The organism is Rhodococcus sp. UFZ-B548 (assembly GCF_903819475.1).
Taxonomy (GTDB): Bacteria; Actinomycetota; Actinomycetes; order Mycobacteriales; family Mycobacteriaceae; genus Rhodococcus_F; species Rhodococcus_F erythropolis.
On the sequence record NZ_CAIJDS010000043.1, the window covers coordinates 36,900 to 58,731 of the forward strand.

Genomic DNA, 21,832 nt, shown 5'->3' on the forward strand with positions numbered 1-21,832 from the left:
GAGATCCTTAAACTTCGATTGTCTTCTCGACCGGCAGGTTTCCGACGCGGCAGTCCGCCACGCCCACTGTGTCTCGGGTGATGGCCTCGACGCGTTCCTGAGCCTTCTGGGCATCGGTGACCCACAGCTTGTAGAACTCGAACGGGCAGTCCGCGACACCCTTGTCCCCGTCACCTGCAGCGTGCACGCCGGAGTATCCGCGGTGAAGGAGCTTGAAGATGTGGTTCTGGGACTGATCGTTCTCGCGTGCGTCGCGAATGGCGGACACGGACAGCTGCGCGTACTGGATTCCGTATTCCTCCTCGCCGGTCTCACCCAGCGTCCGGCCGTCGAATCCGATGATCGCGGAGTGTCCGAAGTAGGAGTAGACGCCGTCGAATCCGGCCGCATTGGCAACTGCCACATAACAATTGTTGGCCCAGGCCATTGCCTTGGACATCATCACCTGCTGGTCCTTGGCGGGGTACATGTAGCCCTGGCAGCGGACGATGAGTTCTGCACCCTTCATCGCGCAGTCACGCCAGATCTCCGGGTAGTTGCCGTCGTCGCAGATGATGAGCGAGATCTTCAGGCCCTTGGGACCCTCGGATACGTACGTGGTGTCGCCGGGGTACCACCCTTCGATGGGGCACCAGGGCAGGATCTTTCGGTACTTCTGAACGATTTCGCCCTTGTTGTCGATGAGAATCAACGTGTTGTACGGCGGCTTGTTCGGATGGTCTTCGTGCTGTTCACCGGTGATGGAGAAGATTCCCCAGGTATCGGCCTCGCGGCAAGCGGCGGAAAAGATTGCGGTCTCGTCACCGGGGATGGTTGCCGCTGTCGCATACATCTCCTCTTCGTTGTACATGATTCCCTGCGTGGAGTATTCGGGGAATACCACCAGATCCATTCCGGGGAGTCCGGTCTTCATGCCGATCATCATGTCGGCGATCTTGCGCGCGTTCTCGAGAACTCCGGCGCGATCGTGCAGGCGGGGCATCTTGTAGTTGACTACTGCTACGCCGACCGTGTCGTTGCTGGAGGAGATGTCACCGTGTCGCATTGTCTTTCACTCCTTGGTTGTGTGGATCAGTTGAAGACTGGATGAGTCTGGGGAACTGCGGCTTTGGGTGCAGCGAGGATCTTGGCCAGGCCGAGGAGAACCAGAAGCGCTCCGGCCCAGCCGGCGGCTACCGCGGGTGTGGTGTGGAAGTTGTCGGTCAGGATCAGAAAGGCGGGAACAGTACAGGTGGGCTGGCTCAGCAGGACTGCTGCCCAGCCGGTGAAGCGGCTGAGGTTCTCACGGCCGAGGCCGAGCACCAGGAAGAACAGCGTCCACAGTGCTGCCCATGCGAGCCAGATGACCCCGAAGACGGGGTCGTTGCTCACCGTGAACGAGAGGAAGGAGTACACGAGCGCGGCGCACGCGACGAACAGTGAGAACCACCCGATTCCTTCCGGTTCGAAGCCGGCGAGATTGCTGATTCCCACGTAGAGGTAGGTGAATCCGAACAGGTAGAGACCTGAGGCCGCCAGGACGGCGCTCGAATCTCCCTGTGCCTGAATCAACAAAACGGTGGGGACGACGCATTGAAGTGCGCCGACGAAGAGGTTGAGGACCGAGGCGGATCGAACGGGAACTGTGCCGAGCAGCATCAGTCCGTTGACGAAGAGGACGGCTCCCACGTAAAGCAAACCAACACTGCCCATCGGGCACCTCCGGTTACTTTCGGGACGGGTTACTTTCAAATGAAATGATTCCAAATGAAACTAAGTGATGCGCGCCACAGAAGTCAAGAGGTGGATCTCAGGGGAAGGTTTCAGAGGGTGGCGATGATCGAGAAGTCGAGTCCGTCGGCGACGGCCAGCTGAATCTTCTGTCGTGCAACGCGATCGCGAAACTCGACGGTTCCGCGAGGTCCGTCGTACGCGGCGCCTTCGACGACGGCGTCCAGGGCGTGCGGGTGGGTGCTGTCGGCGCGTCGAACCAGGGCCGAAAGGGTATGTATCCCTTCGTAACACGACTCGGCAGCGTTGTTCAGTGCCGGAGCGTGCGCGCCGTGCAGTGCGATGTAGCGCCCGAGCAGGTCCATGGAGTTACCGTCGACCATCGAGCGGAAGTACGCTGCCGAGGCAAACAGGTTCCGGGTTGCGCGGGGGCCGCTTGCGAGCAGCATGTTTTCTTCCATCAACGGGCTGAACCGGATCATCGACTCGTCGAGGCCTCGGCGGGCGAAGGCTCGGTTGAAGTCGACGGCGTCCTGCCCGACGAGGAGCATGATCACGCCGTCGCAACCGGAGTTCGAGACGGTCTCGACCAACTGCTTCATGTTGCCGCGCCCCAGATCGACAAACGAACCGCCGACCAGGGTGAGGTCGAGTTCGGTGGCGAATTGCCTCACGGCCCCGAGCGAGCTGTGAGGCCAGATGTAGTCGTCGCCGACGACGAACCACTTGCGCGCTCCGACGTTGTCGCGCAGCCACTTCAGTGCCGGCGCGATCTGCTGTCGTGGTGTTTCGCCCGAACAGTAGATTCCTGGTCGGACCTCGCCGCCCTCGTAGAGCGAGGTGTACGAGTACGGAATACGGCCTGCGACCACCGGCGCGAGTGCGTGCCGGACCGAGGAGATGTGCCAACCGCTGACGGCGTCGATGTCGCCTGCGTCGAGTAGCTGTTGCACGCGGGCTGCGACGACGCCCGGCGCAGCGCCGCCGTCGATCACTTCGATCTGGACTTCGCGTCCCAGTACGCCGCCGGAGTTGTTGAGATCGCGGGCGGCCAATTCGCTGATCGCCTCACACGACGGACCGAACAGTCCGGCCGGTCCTTGGAGGGGAAGCACCATGCCCAGGCGCCACACGGTGCTGCGCGCGCGTTCGAGCGCGCCGGTAGCGCTCATGCGTCGCCGCCGGAATCGGAAGTCAGCGGCCTGGCCTGGGTTACTATCATTTCATTTGAAAGTATTGCCCGAGAAGTGTGAAGTACGCAACAGCGGGGGAGCGATCAGTGGGAAAAAGTGACTCCGGAATTCTTGATGCTTCGCTGACGACCACGCTGGTCCGAGCGGCTCGAATGGCCGCGGCAGCGGCGGAGAAGACGCTGGCGGCTGAGAATCTCACTCTCGATCACTGGATGACGCTCGAAGCCCTGGCGTCGACCGAGGGGCTGACGATGGCTGAGCTGCGCGATCGAACGGGAACACCGGCTCCGACGCTGACGCGAGTTGCGGACAAGTTGGTCTCGCTTGCGCTGATCTATCGCGAGGTCGGTGAGGACGATCGCCGGAAGGTACGCGTGTTTCTCTCCTCGCGCGGAAAATCTCTGCACAAGCGGGTTGCTGCAGATATTCGTGTGGCCGAGGAGTCCTGGCTGACGTCGAAAGAGGAAGTGAAGTTGCGAGAGGGGCTCCGCCCCTGTGCGCCTTCCTGGTAGTGGGGACTACCAAAAAGGCGCACAGGGGCCGAAGGCCCTACTTGCCGCGGATTGCGTCGAATACCTTGGGATCGACCAGGGTTGAGGTGTCTCCGAGGTCGCGGCCTTCGGCGACGTCGCGCAGGAGGCGGCGCATGATCTTGCCTGATCGGGTTTTCGGCAGTTCCGGCACGATCGTGATCTGACGCGGCTTGGCGATGGGGCTGATGTCGGTGGAGACCTGCGCCTTGAGCTCGGCGATCAGAACGTCGCCGGTGTTCTCGACGCCTTCGCGCAGGATGACGAACGCGACGATGCCCTGTCCGGTGGTCTCGTCCGCGGCACCGACGACGGCAGCTTCGGCGACTCCGTGATGGTTGACCAGTGCTGACTCCACCTCGGAGGTGGAGATGCGGTGACCGGAGACGTTCATGACGTCGTCGACGCGGCCGAGGACCCAGAGGGCGCCGTCGTCGTCGTACTTGGCGCCGTCACCGGCGAAGTACCAGCCTTCTTCGGCGTAGCGGGACCAGTAGGTGTCGCGGTAGCGGTCCATGTCGCCCCAGATGCCGCGGAGCATCGCCGGCCACGGCTCGTCGAGGACGAGGTAACCGTTGCCGCCGGGGCCGAGGGGCTTGGCGTCGTCGTCGACGATCTTCGCGGAAATGCCCGGCAGCGGTGCCATCGCGGATCCGGGCTTGGTGGCGGTGATACCGGGCAGCGGGGAGATCATGATCGCGCCGGTCTCGGTCTGCCACCAGGTGTCGACGATGGGGGCCTTGTTGCCGCCGATGACGTCGCGGAACCAGCGCCACGCTTCGGGGTTGATGGGCTCGCCCACAGATCCGAGCAAGCGGATCGAGGACAGGTCGTGGGCGTCGGGGATTTCCCGGCCCCACTTCATGAACGTGCGCACGAGGGTGGGTGCGGTGTAGTAGATGGAGACGCCGTACTTCTCGATGATGTCGAAGTGGCGGTGCTCGTTCGGGGAGTTGGGGGTGCCTTCGTAGACGACCTGGGTGACACCGTTGGAGAGGGGGCCGTAGACGATGTAAGAGTGTCCGGTGACCCAGCCGATGTCGGCGGTGCACCAGTAGACGTCTTGTCCCGCTTTGTGATCGAAGACGTTGTGGTGGGTGTACGACGCCTGGGTGAGGTAGCCGCCGGAGGTGTGGATGATGCCCTTGGGCTTACCGGTGGTGCCGGAGGTGTAGAGGATGAACAGGGGATGTTCGGCGTCGAAGGCCTGCGCTTCGTGCTCAGGTGAGGCCTGCGCGACGGTCTCGTGCCACCACAGGTCGCGGCCGTCGGTCCACTCGACGTCGATGCCGGTCCGGTTGACCACCAACACGTTCTGGACGGAGTCGGCGCCGGCGACGGATTCGTCGACCGCTGTTTTGATGGGTGCTGCGGCGCCGCGTCGCCACTGGCCGTCGACGGTGACGACGAGCTTGGCTTGGGCGTCGTCGATGCGCGAGCGTAGGGCAGTGGCGGAGAATCCGGCGAAGACGACCGAGTGGGTCAGGCCGAGGCGGGCGCAGGCGAGCATGGTGACGATCGCTTCGGGGATCATCGGCATGTAGATCGCTACGCGGTCACCGGCGACGAGGCCGAGGTCGGTGAAAGTGTTTGCGGCGCGGCTGACTTCGGCGAGGAGGTCGTTGTAGGTCAGATTCCGGGAATCGCCTGGTTCGCCTTCGAATGCAATGGCGACGCGGTCGCCGTTGCCTGCGAGGACGTGGCGGTCGACGCAGTTGTAGGCGACGTTGAGTTTTCCGCCGACGAACCATTTGGCGACGGGGGCGTCGGTCCAGTCGAGGACGTCGGTCCATTTCTCGTGCCAGTGAAGGCGCTCAGCCTGATTCGCCCAGAAAGCGAGGCGGTCGGTATCTGCGGCAGCCTGCAACTCCGGTCCCGCGTTGGCGGCCGCAGCGAACTCTGCGCTCGGCGGATATGCCTGGGGGACGTCTGTTTCGGCTGCGCTTGTCATGGCTGACGGCCTTCTTTCCACATTGATCGACACTTTTCTGACTCCGTGTGAGGGTAGTCACAAGCTCGCTCAAACGCACCGTTGCATCACGTTGCAACCCGTTGTCCTGCGACGATCGGTCGAATCGATGCGACGGGTGGTCACTTCCGCCGACGAATGAATGTGCCCGAATTCAATTACCCCCAATTTTCCAACAATGGGTGCGGTGCGCGCTTCGGGTTCGATGTGTCTATTGTCAAACCATTATTCGACCGCAACTCGAAGTCACGTTCACTTTCAGTTGTAGGCGACACGACGCCGGCAGTTACGGCTGTCGGCAGGCCGCGAGCATGCTCGGGGTCACTTAGATGTGGAAGGAATTCCTTTGCGTATCTCACGCATAGCGACCGGCGCGGTCGCGCTCGGAATGACGGCAGTGCTGATCACGGCATGTTCGTCCGGCGATTCGTCGGGCGGATCGTCCAGTGGCGTCGTCAACGCCTGGGCGGGCGAGCCTCAGAACCCGTTGATCCCCACGAACACGAGTGAGAACATGGGCGGCCGCGTCCTCGACTCACTGTTCTCCGGTCTCGTTTCGTACACCGCAGACGGCGGTACGGAGAACGAGGTTGCCGAGTCCATCGAGAGCACCGACGGTCAGAACTTCACCGTCAAGCTCAAGGACGGCTGGACCTTCACGGACGGCACCCCCGTCACCGCGAAGTCGTTCGTCGACGCGTGGAACTACGGAGCCCTCTCCACCAACGCTCAGCTTCAGGCATCGTTCTTCGATCCGATCAAGGGCTACGACGAAGTTGCCGCCGAGGTTCCGACGGCACAGACCATGTCGGGTCTGAAGGTTGTGGACGACTCCACCTTCACCATCGAACTCAAGCAGCCCGAGTCGGCGTTCCCCGATCGCCTCGGCTTCACGGCTTACTACCCGCTGCCCGAGGTCGCGTTCAAGGACATGACCGCCTTCGGTGAGAACCCGATCGGCAACGGCCCGTACAAGCTCGACGGAACCGGCGCGTGGCAGCACAACGTCCGCATCGACACCGTCGTGAACCCGGACTACAACGGCAACCGTAAGCCGAAGAACGCCGGCGTCGACTTCATCATGTACAACAGCCTCGACACGGCGTACACCGATCTCCTGGCCAACAACGTCGACGTTCTCGACCAGGTTCCGCCGAGCGCCGTCACGACCTTCGAGTCGGACCTGCCCGGACGCACCGTCAACCAGCCGTCGGCAACCATCGAGACGTTCACGATCCCGGGTCGCCTGCCGCACTTCAGCGGCGAAGAGGGCATGCTCCGCCGTCAGGCGATCTCGATGGCGATCAACCGCGATCAGATCACCCAGCAGATCTTCAACAAGACCAGGACGCCTGCACTCGACTTCACCAGCCCCGCAATCAAGGGCTGGAACGACTCGCTGACCGGTAACAGTAACGTGAAGTTCGATCCCGAGGCGGCCAAGGCTGCTTGGGCCAAGGCTGACGCCATCGCACCGTGGTCCGGCAGCTTCGAGATCGCCTACAACTCCGACGGCGGACACCAGGAATGGGTCGATGCCACGGCGAACAGCATCCGCAACACCCTCGGTATCGACGCGAAGGGCAAGCAGTACGCCACCTTCGCTCAGATCCGCACCGAAGCCACCGACCGCACCATCCAGAGCTCTTTCCGCTCCGGTTGGCAGGGCGACTACCCGCAGCAGTACGGCTTCCTGGCGCAGAACTACCAGACCGGCGGCAGCTCCAACGACGGTGACTACTCCAACCCCGAGTTCGACCGCCTCCTGCGCGAATCGGCCGGCCAGACCGATCAGGCGAAGGCTCAGGAACTGCTCGATCAGGCCCAGGAAGTCCTGCTCAAGGACCTGCCCGCAGTTCCGACGTGGTACCGCAACGCTGCCAGTGGATGGTCGGAGAACGTTTCCAACGTGACCATCAGCTGGAACGGTGTTCCGGTCTACGAAGACATCGAAAAGAACTGACGCGTAGAACGATCCGCATCTGAAACGTGAGTTCGGGGCGGCAGGCGCCCTGCCTGCCGTCCCGAACTCGTGTTCACACCGGACTGTCCGCTGACGTACACGATCATCGACAAGGAGGTGATCCGATGCTCTGGTACATCGGTCGCCGAGTGCTTCAAATGATCCCGGTTTTTCTCGGGGCCACTCTTCTGATCTACGCCATGGTCTTCCTGCTTCCCGGTGATCCGATTGCCGCGTTGGCGGGCGACAAGGCGCTCAGTCCGGCTGTGGCAGCACAGCTTCGGGAGCGCTACCACCTCGATCTCCCCTTCTATCAGCAGTACCTGCTGTACCTGAAGGGCATCTTCACGCTGGACTTCGGCACGTCGTTCTCCGGACGACCTGTCAGTGAAGTTCTGGCACAGGCATTTCCGATCACGATGAAACTTGCCTTCATGGCACTGATCGTCGAGACGGTCTTCGGTGTCGGCTTCGGCCTCATCGCGGGCCTGCGTAAGGGCGGATTCTTCGACAGCACCGTCCTGCTGTTCAGCCTCGTTCTCATCGCCATCCCGATCTTCGTGATCGGCTTCCTGGCTCAGTTCTTCATCGGCGTCAAATGGGGCATCGTCCCGCCGACGGTCGGTGGCAACACCAGCTTCACCAATCTCCTGCTCCCTGCCCTGGTTCTCGGTTCGGTCTCGTTTGCGTACGTACTGCGACTGACCCGAACGTCCGTGGCGGAGAATCTGACTGCCGATTACGTCCGCACCGCTACCGCCAAGGGACTTTCCCGTGGACGAGTGGTTCGCGTACACGTGTTGCGCAACTCGCTGATCCCCGTGGTCACGTTCCTGGGTGCCGACCTCGCGACGTTGATGGGCGGCGCCATCGTCACCGAGGGCATCTTCAACATCAACGGCGTCGGTGGCACGATCTACCAGGCCGTGACCAGAGGTGAAGCGCCGACGGTGGTTTCGTTCGTCACCATCCTGATCGTGATCTACCTGATCGCGAATCTGCTCGTCGACCTCTTGTACGCCGCGCTCGATCCGAGGATCCGCTATGTCTGAGACCGTGAAGACCGGACGCGCTGTCCGGCAAAGTCATTTCGTGGCGCCGCCCGAAGTTGCGGCACCGGGGGAGACGGACGCCGTCAAACTCGATCAGGCGCCGACGAGCATGTGGACCGACGCGTGGCGCGACCTACGCAAGCGTCCCCTGTTCATCATCTCGACGATCATCATCCTCGCGGTCATCGTCATCGCAGCGTTTCCGGGCTTGTTCACAAGCACCGATCCGCGGTTCTGCGACCTCACCTACAGCATGCAGGGACCGACCTCAGGGCACTGGTTCGGTTTCGACCGCCAGGGCTGTGACGTGTACTCGCGCACCATCTACGGTGCTCGCGCATCCGTACTCGTGGGCGTCGGTGTCACGGCGTCGGTGCTGGTGATCGGCGTGATCTTCGGTGCGCTGTCCGGTTTCTACGGCGGATGGACCGATTCGATCCTCTCCCGTGTCGCCGACATCTTCTTCGGCATCCCGCTGATCCTGGCTGCCATCGTCCTGATGCAGCTGTTCACCGATCGCACCATCTGGACCGTCGTCGGCGTGCTGGCGCTCTTCGGCTGGCCGCAGATGGCAAGAATCGCTCGAGGCGCGGTGATCTCGGCGAAGAACAACGATTACGTCATGGCCTCGGAAGCGTTGGGTGTCTCGAAGCTCAAGACACTGATCCGCCACGTCATCCCGAACTCGTTGGCGCCCATCATCGTGGTCGCCACCATCTCGCTCGGTACGTACATCGTTGCCGAGGCGACGCTGTCCTTCCTCGGTATCGGTCTTCCGTCCACCGAGGTTTCGTGGGGCGGCGACATCAGCAACGCTCAGGTAACGCTGCGTCAGGGTTCGACCATTCTGTTCTACCCGGCAACGGCTTTGGCGATCACCGTTCTCGGATTCATCATGATGGGTGACGCTCTGCGCGACGCCCTCGATCCCAAGTCGCGGAAGCGGTGAGCACGATGACCACCAAGGAAACTCTCACCTCGGAGGAAACTCCGTTGCTCGAGATTCGTGATCTCGAGGTGTCTTTCCAGTCCAATTCCGGTCCGGTTCCGGCAGTTCGAGGCGTCAGCCTGACCGTCTACCCGGGTCAGACGGTCGCGATCGTCGGCGAATCGGGTTCGGGTAAGTCCACCACCGCCCACTCGATCATCAATCTGCTTCCCGGCACCGGCAAGGTGACGGCAGGCGAGATCATCTTCGACGGCAAGGACATCTCGAAGGTCTCGGAGAAGGACTTCGTCCACATCCGGGGAAGCCAGATCGGTTTGGTTCCGCAGGACCCGATGTCGAATCTGAATCCCGTGTGGAAAGTGGGCTTCCAGATCGAGGAAGCACTGGCCGCCAACGGGATCGCCAAGGGCAAGGCAGCCAAGGTTCGGGCCGCCGAACTGCTCGAGGAGGCAGGACTCGCGGAGGCCGAGAGCCGGTTGGGGCAGTACCCGCACGAGTTCTCGGGCGGTATGCGTCAGCGCGCACTCATCGCGATCGGGTTGTCCGCTCGTCCGAAGCTCCTGATCGCGGACGAGCCGACGTCGGCGCTCGACGTCACGGTGCAGCGTCAGATCCTCGATCACCTAGACAGTCTGACAACGGAACTCGGCACCGCCGTTCTGCTCATCACTCACGATCTGGGCTTGGCCGCCGAGCGCGCCGAGCATCTGATCGTGATGAGCAAGGGTCGTATCGTCGAATCCGGTCCGGCACTGGAGATTCTGAAGCGCCCGCAGCATCCGTACACGCAGAAGCTGGTCGCGGCTGCGCCGTCGTTGGCGTCGAAGCGGCTCAGCTCGTCGGTGGCGCGCGCCGAGATTCGCGAACAGGCGGAAGAGGTCGCCGAAGCGGTCAAGGCCGAGGAAAGTGCGGCAGAGTCCTTCGGCAAGGCGACCGACGACGTTCTTGTCGTCGATCATCTGACCAAGGTGTTCAAGCTGCGCAAGGGTTTCCGCAAGACCACCGACTTCACCGCCGTGAACGACGTGTCCTTCAAGGTCCGCCGCGGAACCACGACTGCAATCGTCGGCGAATCGGGTTCCGGTAAGTCGACGGTCGCGCAGATGGTTCTCGGTTTGCTCGAGCCCACCGCAGGCAACGTGGTCTTCGACGGTCAGGACGTGTCCAAACTCGGTGCGAAGGAAACCTTTGCGTTCCGTCGCCGAGTGCAGCCGATCTTCCAGAACCCTTACGGCACGCTCGACCCGATGTACTCGATCTACCGCACGATCGAAGAGCCGCTGCGTACCCACAAGGTCGGGACCAAAGCAGAACGGGAGGCTCGCGTCCGCGAACTTCTCGACAAGGTCGGTCTGCCCCAGTCAGTCATGCGACGGTTCCCGAACGAGCTCTCCGGCGGACAGCGTCAGCGCGTCGCAATTGCGCGAGCGTTGGCACTTCAGCCGGAGGTCGTGATCTGCGACGAGGCGGTCTCCGCTCTTGACGTGCTCGTGCAGGATCAGATCTTGACCCTGCTCAACGACCTGCAGGCAGAGTTCGGGTTGACGTACCTCTTCATCACGCACGACCTGGCCGTGGTTCGCCAGATCGCGGACAACGTGTTGGTGATGTCGCGTGGCTCGATCGTCGAATCGGCACCGATCGACGACGTGTTCGGCAATCCGCAACAGGACTACACCCGCAAGTTGCTCGACGCGATTCCCGGCGGGTCCATCACGCTGGGAAGCTGACGCAACAGGTAGGTAGGCAAGTCCGCAGAGGGGCTGCAAGGGTACCGTCGTTGATCGTGACGGACCCCTTGCAGCCCCTCGTCGATCTTCCAGGCGTACGCGCCGCCGCCGATCATGCGCGCGACGCTCTGGGTGAGGTTCATCGGCACAAGACCAACCGTCGCGGTTGGCCCACCACTGCCGCCGAAGCCGCGGTTCGCGCTGCGCGAGCTTCCGCATCGCTGGCCGGTGGCACCACCGAATTGCCGGCCGAGGGCATGGCCGGTGATCCGATTCTCGCGGGTGCTCTGCGCGTGGCTCAGGCTCTGGACGGCGACAGTCTTCCCCTCATGGAGTCGACGTGGAAGCGCGCCCCGCTGCAGGCTTTGGCCCGGCTGCACCTGCTGGCCGCGGCAGACCTCGTCGAGGACGCGGATCAACTGGGGCGGCCACGTTCGGATCGCGGAGTGGGGGAGCGGTTGGACGCTCTCGCGCAACTCGTTACCGGCGGAACCAGTGCACCGGCGCCGGTTCTGGCGGCCGTCGTGCACGGAGAACTCTTGGCGCTGAGCCCGTTCGGCACCGCTGACGGCATTGTTGCACGTGCGGCTTCGCGTCTGGTTGCGGTCTCGTCCGGGTTGGATCCGCACAATCTGGGAGTCCCCGAGGTCAGTTGGCTTCGGCGGCCGCAGGCGTACACGGACGGCGCGGCTGGATTCGCTTCGGGAAATCCGGCGGGTGTCGGCAGTTGGGTGATCTTGTGCTGTGGAGCTCTCGAAGCCGGTGCGCGAGAAGCGACTTCGATCGCCGACGCGGCGACTGGATAGTCTGCAACAGGGCGGGGCCGGCACATAACGAACGGGCGGCGCTGCCGATAAATCGACTTCGCCGCCCGTCAGCACGGACTACTCGTTACCAAGCGTGCTCGGTGGGTTGTGTGGGTGGCCTCGGCGAGGGATCGCACTTTCTGAGGTCGTCCCCGCAACCGGTGCGGGGTCCTCGCTCAAATTGAACGAATCTCGCAGGCCCACAACGCTTCTGCCCTTATAGTGGCTTGTGCTCCGCGTGGGTGCCCTAGTGCCCGTGCTAGGAATTTCGGTTGGGGAAACGGTCCTTCTCTTCCGAGCCGTTCCTGGCCTTCCGTTCTTCCGTAACTCCTTTGTACCCTGTGTCCGGGCTCACAGCAAGTACCAATTTTTGTTTGTGGGCATTGGATTTCAGCGTTTCCGACGCAGTAGCCCGAAGGTCATGGCGCCGGCCACCAGAGCTGCGATTCCCACCGCTGCAGTTGTGGCGACCGTCGTCGTGGACTGGGCTGACAATCGCGCGCGAAGCGAGACCGGGTTCGAGAAAGTCAGTATGGGCCAACCGTTTACGGCCGCTTCCTTGCGTAATGCACGATCGGGGTTGACTGCGGTGGGATGTCCGACCGCCTCGAGCATGGGCAAATCGGTCACCGAGTCGGAGTAGGCGTAACTGGCGGCGAGGTCGTAGCCGTATTCCGCGGCGAGTTTTTCCATCGCCTCGACCTTGCCCGGACCGTAGCAGTAGAAGTCGACCTCGCCGGTGTAGTGGCCGTCTTCTTCCCTCATCGACGTCGCCACGGAATGGGTGGCGCCGAGGGCGCGGGCGATCGGCGCGACGATTTCCTCGCCCGACGCCGACACCACGATGACGTCGTGTCCACGCAGCTTGTGATCTGCGATCAGATCGGCCGCCTCGGCAAAGACGAGTGGGTCGACTATGTCGTGCAGAGTCTCCGCGACGATGGCCTTCACCTGTTCCACGTCCCAGCCCGCGCACATCGCCGTCAGGTGCTCGCGCATGCGCTCCATCTGATCGTGATCGGCGCCGGACAGAAGAAACAGGAATTGCGCATAGCTGCTCTTGAGAACCGAGCGTCGATTGATCAGACCCTGGGCGAAGAATGGCTTGCTGAACGCCAGGGTGCTCGACTTCGCGATGATCGTTTTGTCCAAATCGAAGAAAGCGGCTGTCCGCCCGGTATTCAGTCCGTTCGCAGGCTTGTCGGTCACAGGAATGAGGATAGTCCGACAGGCGGTTCGTGTGCTCCTCGGCAAGCGTCCTCTTTCGGCGAAAAACAGCAGTTCAGTGCAGCTCAGGCTTGCATTTCTCGCCGATGGCGGGTGTAAGATCGTTGCTGTTCGATTCGTTCGAACTAGTTCAGCCCGACCCCCCGGGGCTGAACTCAGACGGCCCCCGCCTCCTCCCCCCATTGGCGGGGGTCGTCCTCTGTCTCAGGCCTGTTTCTCCACAACTTCCCAGTTGTCCACAGACTCTCTCGACCCACTGTTTTCGGTGCCGGTGCTCGTTCAGGCTCTGCAGTCATGAACACGACGATCAACTCTCGGGAAACCGGGGCTCCCATTCTGGTTCTCGTCGACGACGCGAAGGTCCTCGCGAGCGTGCGCCGCGTCGCTGCCGCGGTGGACCGCTGTCTGGACGAGGCCGAGCATCCCGTTTCCCGGCAACAGTGGAACCGGGCCTCGGCGGTCGTGTTGGACGCGTCGGCTGCGCGGGATGCTCTGACTCGTTCCCCTAAACGAACGCGAGTGTTCCTCGTGTGCGACGGCACACCGACCGTCGACGACTGGAAGAGCGCCACCGCGATCGGAGCCGACAGCGTTCTGTCCCTGCCGGAAGAGGAGAACGCGTTGGTCGCAGTTCTGGCCGACCACGTAGACGTGAGTGGTGACGGCACCGTCGTGAGCGTGGTGGGTGGTTGTGGCGGCGGCGGAGCCTCGGCAACTGCTGCGGCTGTCGCGTTGACGTCGGCGGCACGTCACGTCCCGACGTTACTGGTGGACGTCGACGCCCTCGGCTCCGGCGCTGATGTGCTGTTGGGCATCGAGACGACCCCCGGATTGCGTTGGGGTGCACTGACCGTCGAGGGCGGGCGGTTGGCCCCGGATGCGCTGCGCGATGCCCTGCCGGCAAAGGGAAAGTTCTTGAGGGTTCTGGCGAGCAGTCGCCGCGAGATCGACGGTCCGACAGTGACCGCCGTTCGCGCCGTGCTGGACGCAGGTCGCAGTTCCGGCGGACTCGTGGTCTGCGACGTGCCACGTCATCCCAGCGAGGTAGGTCAGGCCGCGTTGGAGATGTCGGATTTGGTTCTCGTGGTGGTTCCGGCCACCGTGGCTGCGTGCGTCGCTGCCGAGAAGGTTGGAGCCTGGGTGGTGCGACACAACTCCAACGTCGGGCTCGTCGTGCGTGGGCCGGCGCCGGGAGGCCTACGCGGCGCCGATGTGGCAGACATGCTCGGCCTGCCCCTGACGGCCGTGATGCGCGGCCACCGCTCGCTGGCGCCGATGCTCGAGCGCGGTGGCCTCGAATTGACCCGAGGTTGTCCGCTGAGTGCGGTGGCAACAGCGGTACTCGACGCCGTCGAATCCGGCGCACGCCCGCGCAGGGCTGCGGCATGAGCGCGTTGGTCACGACAGAACTGCTCGACCGAGTTCGCGAGCGGCTGACGGCGTCGTCGGTCGCCGAGCCGACGGCGGCCACCGTTGCCGACGCCGTGCGAGCCGAGTCCTCCGGCGTTCTGGCGGACACGGATCTGTTGGAGGTCGTCAGGGTGCTCCAGACGGAACTGACAGGCGCAGGGCCGCTCGAACCACTGCTGCACGAACCCGGTGTCGCCGACGTACTGGTGACCGCGCCGGATCAGGTCTGGGTGGACCGCGGGGTCGGCCTCGAAAGGTCAGGGGTGCGGTTCACCGACGAGGCAGCGGTGCGTCGACTGGCGCAGCGGTTGGCACTGTCGGCAGGTCGACGCCTCGACGACGCCCAACCGTGGGTCGACGGCCGCCTGCGGGGCGTCGGCGACGGGCACTTCGGGGTACGACTTCATGCCGTACTCGCACCGGTGGCCCAGGGCGGAACCTGCGTGTCACTGCGAGTGCTGCGGCCCGCAACACAGGGTCTCGACGCGCTGTGTGCTCACGGCGCCGTGGAACCGGACGCGCGCGAACTCCTCGATCACATCATCTCGTGCCGCTTGGCCTTCCTGGTGATCGGCGGGACCGGCGCGGGAAAGACCACGTTGTTGTCCGCCATGCTCGGCGCCGTCGACCCGCGCGAGCGAATCGTCTGCGTCGAGGACGCGGCCGAACTAGCGCCGCCGCATCCGCACGTCGTCCGCCTCGTCGCCAGGGCTCCCAACGTCGAGGGTGTCGGAGAGGTGACGGTGCGCGATCTGGTTCGGCAGGCACTGCGGATGCGTCCCGATCGCATCGTCGTCGGTGAGGTCCGCGGTGCAGAGGTGACGGATCTGCTCACGGCGATGAACACCGGCCACGATGGCGGCGCCGGCACCGTTCACGCCAATTCGACTGAAGAGGTGCCGGCCAGACTCGAGGCGTTGGCTGCGCTCGGCGGTATGGATCGCCACGCGTTGCACAGTCAACTTGCCGCGGCAGTTCAAGTGATCCTGCACGTGCATCGGTTGGCCGACGGATCGAGGCGTCTCGAACAGATCGGCGTCATCGACCGCGGTGCGGACGGATACGTACAAATCATGCAGGCATGGCCGGACGGCGGTTCGGGTCGTGAGCGGCTCGAGCGGATGTTCCGGCTTCGCAATCGAGAGGTCGGGACGTGACAGTTTCCTTCCTGGTCCTCGCGTTGGCGGTCTCGATTGCGCCGGTGCGGGATTCACGTGCTCGGCTCGCTACGTACGCCCCGAGCATCCGCAAGCCCTCCCGGCAGATTCCGTGGCAGTTGGTCGCCGCATTTTTCGCGGTGTCGGCTGCATGGGTTCTCGGAGGCTTGTCGGCAGGATGCGCGGCGGTCGTCCTCGCCGGAACCTTGATCTTTCGTGGGCGCCGCGCGAAGGCGGCCGAAAACCGGGACCTCTCACAGAAGATGCTGCTCTCCGGTCTGGAGGTGCTGATCGCCGAGCTGAGCGTCGGCGCGCATCCTGCAGTTGCCAGTTCTGTTGCAGGCGAGGAATGTAGCGGCGAAGTAAGTGCGGTGTTCCGGTCCGCTGGGGCCAGGGCGCGTCTCGGTGGTTCTGCCGCGGCGGCCTTCGCGGTACCGGATTCGTGCATCGAGCGTGAGTTCTCCCGCATCGGATCCGTCTGGCGGGTCGCAGACCAACACGGTCTGGCTCTGGCTGAACTACTCGGCGCGGTCCGGACGGACATGTTGGGGCGTAGACGCTTTCGTCAGCGCACCGAGGCCGGGTTGGCGGGCGCTCGGGCGACGGCTGCGGTGCTGGCTTTTCTACCGCTGCTGGGGATCGGCCTCGGCCAGTTGATGGGGGCGTCGCCTCTGCGCGTGCTGTTCGGCGGTGGGCTCGGCGGCGTGCTGCTCGTGATCGGAACTGCCTGTGTCTCAGCTGGTTTGCTCTGGACCGACCGGATAACTGCGAAGGTCACGTCGTGAGTTGGGCATCCGTGGCGATGATCGCGTTGGCGCTCGCGATCATTCCCGCTCGCCGCGGCGCTTCGGCCAGGGCGGCAGAAATTCTGTTCGCGGACACAACAACAGAAAATTCGGTTGCAGCCCCGGACAAGCCGGATCCACTCGCAGTTGCCGCAAGTCTCGACCTTCTCGGGGCCTGCCTGCGAGCGGGGCTTCCCGTCTCCGCCGCGATCACAGCGATGGCGTCGACCGCGCCGAAACCGATGGCCGACACGCTCAGTCGCGTGGCCGACCTTCTCGCGCTCGGTGCCGACCCCGACGCCGCGTGGAGCGAAGCCGCTCTCGATCCCGATACCGAGGCGCTCGCCAGAATGGCTCGGCGTTCCGCCCGTTCGGGTTCGTCGCTGTCCTCGTCCATGGCCGAACTCGCCGAGCGCAGTCGAGGTGACGCCGAGGATCTGGCTGCTGCCGCGGCCGAACGTGCGGGAGTGCTGATCAGCGGTCCACTCGGACTGTGTTTCCTGCCGGCGTTCATCGCCTTGGGCATCGTCCCGGTGGTGATCGGGCTTGCCACGACTGTGCTCGGTAATGGCCTGTTGTGAGCCGGATCCGTGTGAAAGCTCCTGCGGCAGAACTGCTGCCACAGGTTTTGATTGAAGGGGGAAAAATGATTTCGAAGACGTTCAGGACGATGTCGGCCAGATTTGCGCTGTTGGTAACGGAGGACGACGGTATGTCTACCGCGGAGTATGCGATCGGCACGATTGCGGCTGCCGCATTCGGTGCCGTCCTGTACACGGTTGTCACCGGCGACTCCATTGTCTCGGCGCTGACAGGTATCATCGACAAGGCGCTCAAGACAGCTGTGTGATGTTGTCCACGAGAGGTATTCGGCAAGCCGACGACGGCGCCGTGACGGTGGAGGCTGCGATTGCTCTGGCTTCGATCGTCACGGTGGTCGTGCTGTGTATCGGTGGCGTCCTCGCGGTGTCGATGCAGGTGCGGTGTGTCGACGCAGCTCGTGAGGCCGCGCGGTTGGTGGCACGTGGTGATCGTGAGTCTGCGGTCGCCACGGCCCGCCGGATCGCACCCCAAGATGCGTCGATCTCGGTGGAGATCGTTGACGGCTTTGCCGTTGCCGTTGTCAGCGCCGAGAGTACGTTGCTGCCGTTGGTCGACATTTCTTCCGAGGCTGTGGCAGCTGTGGAGTCAGGGGTGGAAGAGGGGTGAACCTACGTGACGACGAAGGTGTTGCGACGGTTCTGGCGTGCTGCGTTCTGGCAGCGATCGTGATGGTGACTGGTGGGATGCTGCATGTCGGGTCCGCGGTGGTGGCCCGGCACACTGCTCAGTCGGCCGCTGATCTTTCGGCTCTCGGCGGTGCGGGCGCCTTGGACGGAGGTGAGGCGTCTGCGTGTGCGAAGTCCGCGGCGATCGCGGAGCGTATGCGTACGGTGCTCGCGGAATGTGAGGTGCAGGGGTGGGATGTAGTTGTCGAGATACGTGCACCGGTGTTGTTGTCGGGCTTCGGGATCGGCGATGCGCAGGCCTACGCTCGTGCGGGTCCGATCGGCTGAACGTGTCTCAGCTGATCGTATCGATGACGGCGGTCAGAACCTTGACCGCGCCGTCTTTGTCGAGTGGGTCGTTTCCGTTGCCGCACTTGGGTGAATAGACGCAGGACGGGCATCCGTGAGCGCACTCGCAGGAGAGTATGGCGTCGCGCGTCGCGGTGAGCCACCGTGACAGTTCGCTGTGCCCCCGGTCGGCGAACCCGGCGCCGCCGGCGTGACCGTCGTAGACGAAGACAGTCGGGAGTCCGGTGTCGGCGTGCATGGCCGTCGATACTCCGCCGATGTCTCCGCGGTCGCAGATTGCCACCAGCGGCAGCAGGCCGATCGCGGCATGTTCGGCGGCATGCAGTGATCCGGGGAACCGTTCGGGCGGCACCCCGATGGATTCGAGTAGTTCCGGCGTGACCGTGTACATCACTGCCCTGGTGGGCAAAGTGTGTGCGGGCATGTCGAGTTCGATCGAGTCGAGGACTTCACCCGAAGTCAACCGTCGTAGGTACCCGACGACTTGATGTGTCACCTCGACCTGGACGAGAGCGACGGCGATGTCGCCGTAGTTCTTGTGCTCGAGTTGTTCGGTGATCGTGATTTCGGTGGTCTCGCGGGCCGAGGTGGTCCAGTCCGGATTCTCGGTGTGCACCAATGCGAGTCCGACGTCGAGGTCCAGTTCGTCGACGACGTAGGTCTCGCCTTGATGGATGTGCACGGCACCGGGATGAACTGTGGCGGGAGCGCGGCCCGCATCGACAGTACCCAGCATCCGGCCGGATACACCGTCGACAATGGCCACCTGAGTTCCGATACCGCCGCGAATGTCCAAAGAGCCGTGGGGGTTCGAATCGGCGGTGACGAACCATCCGTGCTTTCGGCGCCGGATCTTGCCTTCCTCCGACAGCCTGGTCAGAACCTCGAGAGCCCCGAAAGCGTCGACCTCGGCATCGGAAAGTGGGAGTTCCATTGCAGCGCAGAGAAGTTGTGGTCCCAGGACGTACGGATTTCCGGGATCTGTCACCGTCGCCTCGACGGGTTTGTCGAGTACCGCCGACGGATGGTGAACGAGGTAGGTGTCGAGTGGATCGTCGCGGGCGATCAACACGACGAGTGAACCCTCGCCGCGTCGCCCGGAGCGACCGGCCTGCTGCCAGAACGAGGCAACGGTCCCCGGGAAGCCTGCCACGACAACGGCGTCGAGGCCTGCGATGTCGACGCCGAGCTCCAGCGCGTTGGTGGTGGCTGCGCCCAGCAGCGTGCCGTCGGCGAGCGCAGCTTCCAGTTCGCGACGGTCCTCGGCCAGATATCCGGCGCGATACGACGCGACTCGCTCGGCGAGGTCCGGGTCCACCTCGGCGAGTAGACGTTTGGTGGCCATCGCGGTCAGTTCGGCACCGCGGCGGGAGCGGACGAAGGTGAGAGTACGGGCGCCCTCGATCATGAGGTCAGCCATGATCCGCGCTGCTTCCGCGCCCGCGGGACGTCGTACCGGGCTACCGTTTTCGCCGGTCAATGCCTCGAGTAGCGGCGGCTCCCACAGTGCGACGGTGCGTGGGCCGTGCGGCGATCCGTCTTCCGTGACCTCGGTGCAGTGTGCGCCGATGAGCCGCGAGGCCGCTGCGCCGGGATCTGCCGTGGTCGCGCTGGCCAGGATGAAGGTAGGTTCGGCGCCGTAGCGCGCTGCAATCCTGCGCAGTCGCCGGATCACGAGCGCGACGTTGGATCCGAAGACTCCCCTGTAGGAGTGGCATTCGTCGATGATCACGTATTTCAGGTTGCGGAAGAAGTGCGCCCATCGCTGATGGGTGCGGAGCAGCGAAATGTGGATCATGTCGGGGTTGGTGAAGAGCCAGCGTGAGTTCTCGCGTGCCCAGGTGCGGAGTTCCTGCGAGGTGTCGCCGTCGTACGCACTGGCGTTCGTGCTGCGAAGTTCGACGTCGAAGTCGGTGAGGGACAGCACTGCTCGCAGTTGATCCGAGCCCAGCGCTTTGGTGGGGGAGAGGTACAGGGCAGTTGCGAGCGGATCGGTCGCCATGGCCGTCAGCACCGGGAGTTGGTATGCCAGTGACTTACCCGACGCCGTACCGGTGGCCACGACCACGTGTTTTCCCTCGTGAGCAAGGTCGGCGGCCTCACTCTGGTGGATCCACGGGGACCGCACGCTGTGCTCGGCGAGCGCGCGTACGACGCTGGGGTGCACCCACTCCGGCCATTCGGTGAACTCGGCTACGCGAGCAGGCAACTGCGCGGTGAACATCAGTGGTTTTTCGCTTCCACTGACCCCGGCGACGACGCGATCGAGCAGCATCTGCCCGTAGGTGTCGCCAGGCTTCCCTCCCGGGGCGGGGATCGGGGAAGGTGCGTTCACGTGACTCTCCGGGCTCGGCGTTGGGGTGTGGCGGCAATCGGAAACTGTCGCTACCTGCAGTTTTGATGATACGCAACGGCCGGCGGTCTTGGTGGAACCGGGTGGTCGGCGCGCAAGCGGGAAGCCACCATCGTGGGCCGTTTTTCTCGTAGCGAACTTTTAACGTTTTTAGTTCCCTTTTCGACTGTTGTGCACGCGGAGAACATGGTTGACTGACAATCGGTCGCAGCTTCTGTGTTCGTAGGCTTGAGAAAGTGCACGCTCGCAGGATCGTTGTTGCGGGCGCGGTGCTCTGCCTTTCCTGAGGGGGAAATAAAGACGTACAGCGGTCGGAACCGGCCCGGTGGACTGTAAGGGCTGTTCACCGAATCCGGTGTTAGAAAGAGAAGGAAAAGCATGGCACAGGGCACTGTGAAGTGGTTCAACGCTGAAAAGGGCTTCGGCTTCATCGCTCCCGAAGACGGTTCCGCAGACGTCTTCGTTCACTACTCCGAAATTCAGGGCAACGGCTTCCGTACCCTCGAGGAGAACCAGCGTGTGGAGTTCGAGGTCGGCCAGGGCACCAAGGGTCCCCAGGCTACCGGCGTTCGCGCGGTCTGATTTTCCGCTCACTCGCTGAGCGATTAGTTCGGACAGTATTTGTCCCCCATCGCATCCGTGCGGTGGGGGACAAATCTTTTCGGGCTGAGCCAGTCTTTCTCTGTCCGAGGTAATGCACGCAGCTGTTCGACCACGGCCGGTCGTCTATGCCGTCAGTACCTTCGTGGCTTACGTTTCACTCTGTGAGCCAACTGTCCTTTTTCTCTGCCGAGTCGATTCCACCTGCCGTGACGGACCTCGCCGGAATGCTGGCCGGACCGGGTCAGGTCGTGACCTCGGAGGACCGTGCCCGGATCTCGATCGTCGTGGATCGGGACTGGAGAGCGCAGGCCGTTGCCGAGTTGATCGCGCAGTGCGGACTCGGGGCCGAGGTGACGCGTAGTGAAGAAGGCAGCCCATTGGTCCGCACGCAGTCGACGCCCGCACTCCTTCCGCTGTCCGTGCAGTGGACCAAGGGAGCTGTGAAGGCGGTGCCGGTCGGTTGGGTACCGAACTCCCGCCAACTCCGGGTGTGGGCCGTCGCGGCCGGCAGGCTCGAAGAAGGCGGCGAGCGATTCGTTTTCGGCCTCGACCCCCATGCCAAGGAGACGCACGCACCGCTGGCTCAGGCCTTGATGCGGGTTGGTATCGCGCCGACTCAACTGGGTAACCGGACACCGGGCCCGGGGCTCCGTGTGTCGGGAAAGAAGAGACTGACAAAGCTCGTCGAATACCTCGGTGAGGCGCCGAAACACGTCGACACTTCGGTCGCCTGGCCGCACGTCTGACAGTGCTCTTGCCTCGCGTCCGACGGTGCTCATGCCGCGTGTCCGACGGTGCTCATGCCGCGTGTCCGACGG

At 63.6% G+C, this 21,832-nt stretch carries 21 protein-coding genes; 15 read left to right on the forward strand and 6 right to left on the reverse strand.

Going from position 1 to position 21,832, the window contains the following annotated elements:
* Positions 1–7: 7 nt before the first annotated feature.
* From H7C86_RS27560 to H7C86_RS27570, 3 genes are all read right to left on the reverse strand, one after another.
* Positions 8–1,045: an aliphatic amidase gene (locus tag H7C86_RS27560; protein ID WP_019746630.1), complete on the reverse strand. Its 1,038-nt coding sequence runs from the start codon at positions 1,043–1,045 to the stop codon at positions 8–10.
* A 26-nt stretch (positions 1,046–1,071) separates the two neighbouring features.
* Positions 1,072–1,692 carry an AmiS/UreI family transporter gene (locus H7C86_RS27565; protein WP_019746631.1) on the reverse strand — a complete coding sequence of 207 codons (621 nt, stop codon included), beginning with the start codon at positions 1,690–1,692 and terminating at the stop codon, positions 1,072–1,074.
* Between the two features lie 110 nt (positions 1,693–1,802).
* Positions 1,803–2,882, reverse strand: coding sequence for a substrate-binding domain-containing protein (locus H7C86_RS27570; RefSeq protein ID WP_182262615.1), 1,080 nt, complete (start codon positions 2,880–2,882; stop codon positions 1,803–1,805).
* A gap of 107 nt (positions 2,883–2,989) precedes the next feature.
* Here H7C86_RS27570 and H7C86_RS27575 point away from each other — a divergent pair, with 107 nt between their 5' ends.
* Entirely contained in the window at positions 2,990–3,415 is a 426-nt protein-coding gene (locus H7C86_RS27575; protein WP_084325698.1) for a MarR family transcriptional regulator, read from the forward strand.
* 37 nt (positions 3,416–3,452) lie between these two features.
* On the opposite strand, the gene acs is transcribed toward H7C86_RS27575, so the two are convergent.
* On the reverse strand, positions 3,453–5,384 hold the full coding sequence (gene acs, locus H7C86_RS27580) for an acetate--CoA ligase (RefSeq protein WP_019746634.1): 1,932 nt from the start codon (positions 5,382–5,384) through the stop codon (positions 3,453–3,455).
* A gap of 364 nt (positions 5,385–5,748) precedes the next feature.
* Here acs and H7C86_RS27585 point away from each other — a divergent pair, with 364 nt between their 5' ends.
* The 5 genes from H7C86_RS27585 (at position 5,749) to H7C86_RS27605 (ending at position 11,902) form a co-directional block, all read left to right on the forward strand.
* Positions 5,749–7,365 carry an ABC transporter substrate-binding protein gene (locus H7C86_RS27585; RefSeq protein WP_020968269.1) on the forward strand — a complete coding sequence of 539 codons (1,617 nt, stop codon included), beginning with the start codon at positions 5,749–5,751 and terminating at the stop codon, positions 7,363–7,365.
* Between the two features lie 125 nt (positions 7,366–7,490).
* Positions 7,491–8,417 (forward strand): ABC transporter permease, encoded by a 927-nt coding sequence (locus H7C86_RS27590; protein ID WP_019746637.1) that lies wholly within the window; start codon positions 7,491–7,493, stop codon positions 8,415–8,417.
* Complete coding sequence (locus H7C86_RS27595) at positions 8,410–9,366, forward strand: ABC transporter permease (RefSeq protein WP_003946092.1); 957 nt, start codon at positions 8,410–8,412, stop codon at positions 9,364–9,366. Before H7C86_RS27590 ends, H7C86_RS27595 begins: the two co-directional genes overlap by 8 nt.
* A gap of 5 nt (positions 9,367–9,371) precedes the next feature.
* A complete protein-coding gene (locus H7C86_RS27600) occupies positions 9,372–11,096 on the forward strand; it encodes an ABC transporter ATP-binding protein (RefSeq protein ID WP_182262616.1) in 1,725 nt (574 codons plus the stop codon).
* A gap of 56 nt (positions 11,097–11,152) precedes the next feature.
* Positions 11,153–11,902: a hypothetical protein gene (locus tag H7C86_RS27605; protein ID WP_020905979.1), complete on the forward strand. Its 750-nt coding sequence runs from the start codon at positions 11,153–11,155 to the stop codon at positions 11,900–11,902.
* Between the two features lie 390 nt (positions 11,903–12,292).
* Here H7C86_RS27605 and H7C86_RS27610 read toward each other — a convergent pair whose 3' ends face one another.
* Complete coding sequence (locus H7C86_RS27610; RefSeq protein ID WP_019746641.1) at positions 12,293–13,111, reverse strand: HAD-IB family hydrolase; 819 nt, start codon at positions 13,109–13,111, stop codon at positions 12,293–12,295.
* A 312-nt stretch (positions 13,112–13,423) separates the two neighbouring features.
* Between H7C86_RS27610 and ssd the strand changes: the two genes are divergently transcribed.
* From ssd to H7C86_RS27645, 7 genes are all read left to right on the forward strand, one after another.
* The gene (ssd, locus tag H7C86_RS27615; RefSeq protein WP_020905980.1) at positions 13,424–14,518 is read left to right on the forward strand and encodes a septum site-determining protein Ssd; all 1,095 of its coding nucleotides are present in this window, start codon (positions 13,424–13,426) and stop codon (positions 14,516–14,518) included.
* The gene (locus tag H7C86_RS27620) at positions 14,515–15,696 is read left to right on the forward strand and encodes a TadA family conjugal transfer-associated ATPase (protein WP_182262617.1); all 1,182 of its coding nucleotides are present in this window, start codon (positions 14,515–14,517) and stop codon (positions 15,694–15,696) included. Before ssd ends, H7C86_RS27620 begins: the two co-directional genes overlap by 4 nt.
* Positions 15,693–16,481, forward strand: coding sequence for a type II secretion system F family protein (locus H7C86_RS27625; RefSeq protein WP_020968273.1), 789 nt, complete (start codon positions 15,693–15,695; stop codon positions 16,479–16,481). The genes H7C86_RS27620 and H7C86_RS27625 overlap by 4 nt, the downstream gene beginning before the upstream one ends.
* Positions 16,478–17,062 carry a type II secretion system F family protein gene (locus tag H7C86_RS27630; protein ID WP_021342691.1) on the forward strand — a complete coding sequence of 195 codons (585 nt, stop codon included), beginning with the start codon at positions 16,478–16,480 and terminating at the stop codon, positions 17,060–17,062. The genes H7C86_RS27625 and H7C86_RS27630 overlap by 4 nt, the downstream gene beginning before the upstream one ends.
* Positions 17,063–17,127: 65 nt before the next feature.
* The gene (locus H7C86_RS27635; RefSeq protein ID WP_020905984.1) at positions 17,128–17,331 is read left to right on the forward strand and encodes a DUF4244 domain-containing protein; all 204 of its coding nucleotides are present in this window, start codon (positions 17,128–17,130) and stop codon (positions 17,329–17,331) included.
* Positions 17,331–17,690 carry a TadE family type IV pilus minor pilin gene (locus H7C86_RS27640; protein ID WP_020968274.1) on the forward strand — a complete coding sequence of 120 codons (360 nt, stop codon included), beginning with the start codon at positions 17,331–17,333 and terminating at the stop codon, positions 17,688–17,690. The genes H7C86_RS27635 and H7C86_RS27640 overlap by 1 nt, the downstream gene beginning before the upstream one ends.
* A complete protein-coding gene (locus H7C86_RS27645) occupies positions 17,687–18,037 on the forward strand; it encodes an Rv3654c family TadE-like protein (RefSeq protein ID WP_019746648.1) in 351 nt (116 codons plus the stop codon). The genes H7C86_RS27640 and H7C86_RS27645 overlap by 4 nt, the downstream gene beginning before the upstream one ends.
* Before the next feature lie 7 nt (positions 18,038–18,044).
* On the opposite strand, the gene H7C86_RS27650 is transcribed toward H7C86_RS27645, so the two are convergent.
* The gene (locus H7C86_RS27650) at positions 18,045–20,333 is read right to left on the reverse strand and encodes a DEAD/DEAH box helicase (RefSeq protein WP_182262618.1); all 2,289 of its coding nucleotides are present in this window, start codon (positions 20,331–20,333) and stop codon (positions 18,045–18,047) included.
* Positions 20,334–20,789: 456 nt separating this feature from the next.
* Here H7C86_RS27650 and H7C86_RS27655 point away from each other — a divergent pair, with 456 nt between their 5' ends.
* Positions 20,790–20,993, forward strand: coding sequence for a cold-shock protein (locus H7C86_RS27655; RefSeq protein ID WP_003946117.1), 204 nt, complete (start codon positions 20,790–20,792; stop codon positions 20,991–20,993).
* Between the two features lie 182 nt (positions 20,994–21,175).
* On the forward strand, positions 21,176–21,760 hold the full coding sequence (locus H7C86_RS27660) for a hypothetical protein (protein ID WP_003946106.1): 585 nt from the start codon (positions 21,176–21,178) through the stop codon (positions 21,758–21,760).
* Positions 21,761–21,832: the final 72 nt, after the last annotated feature.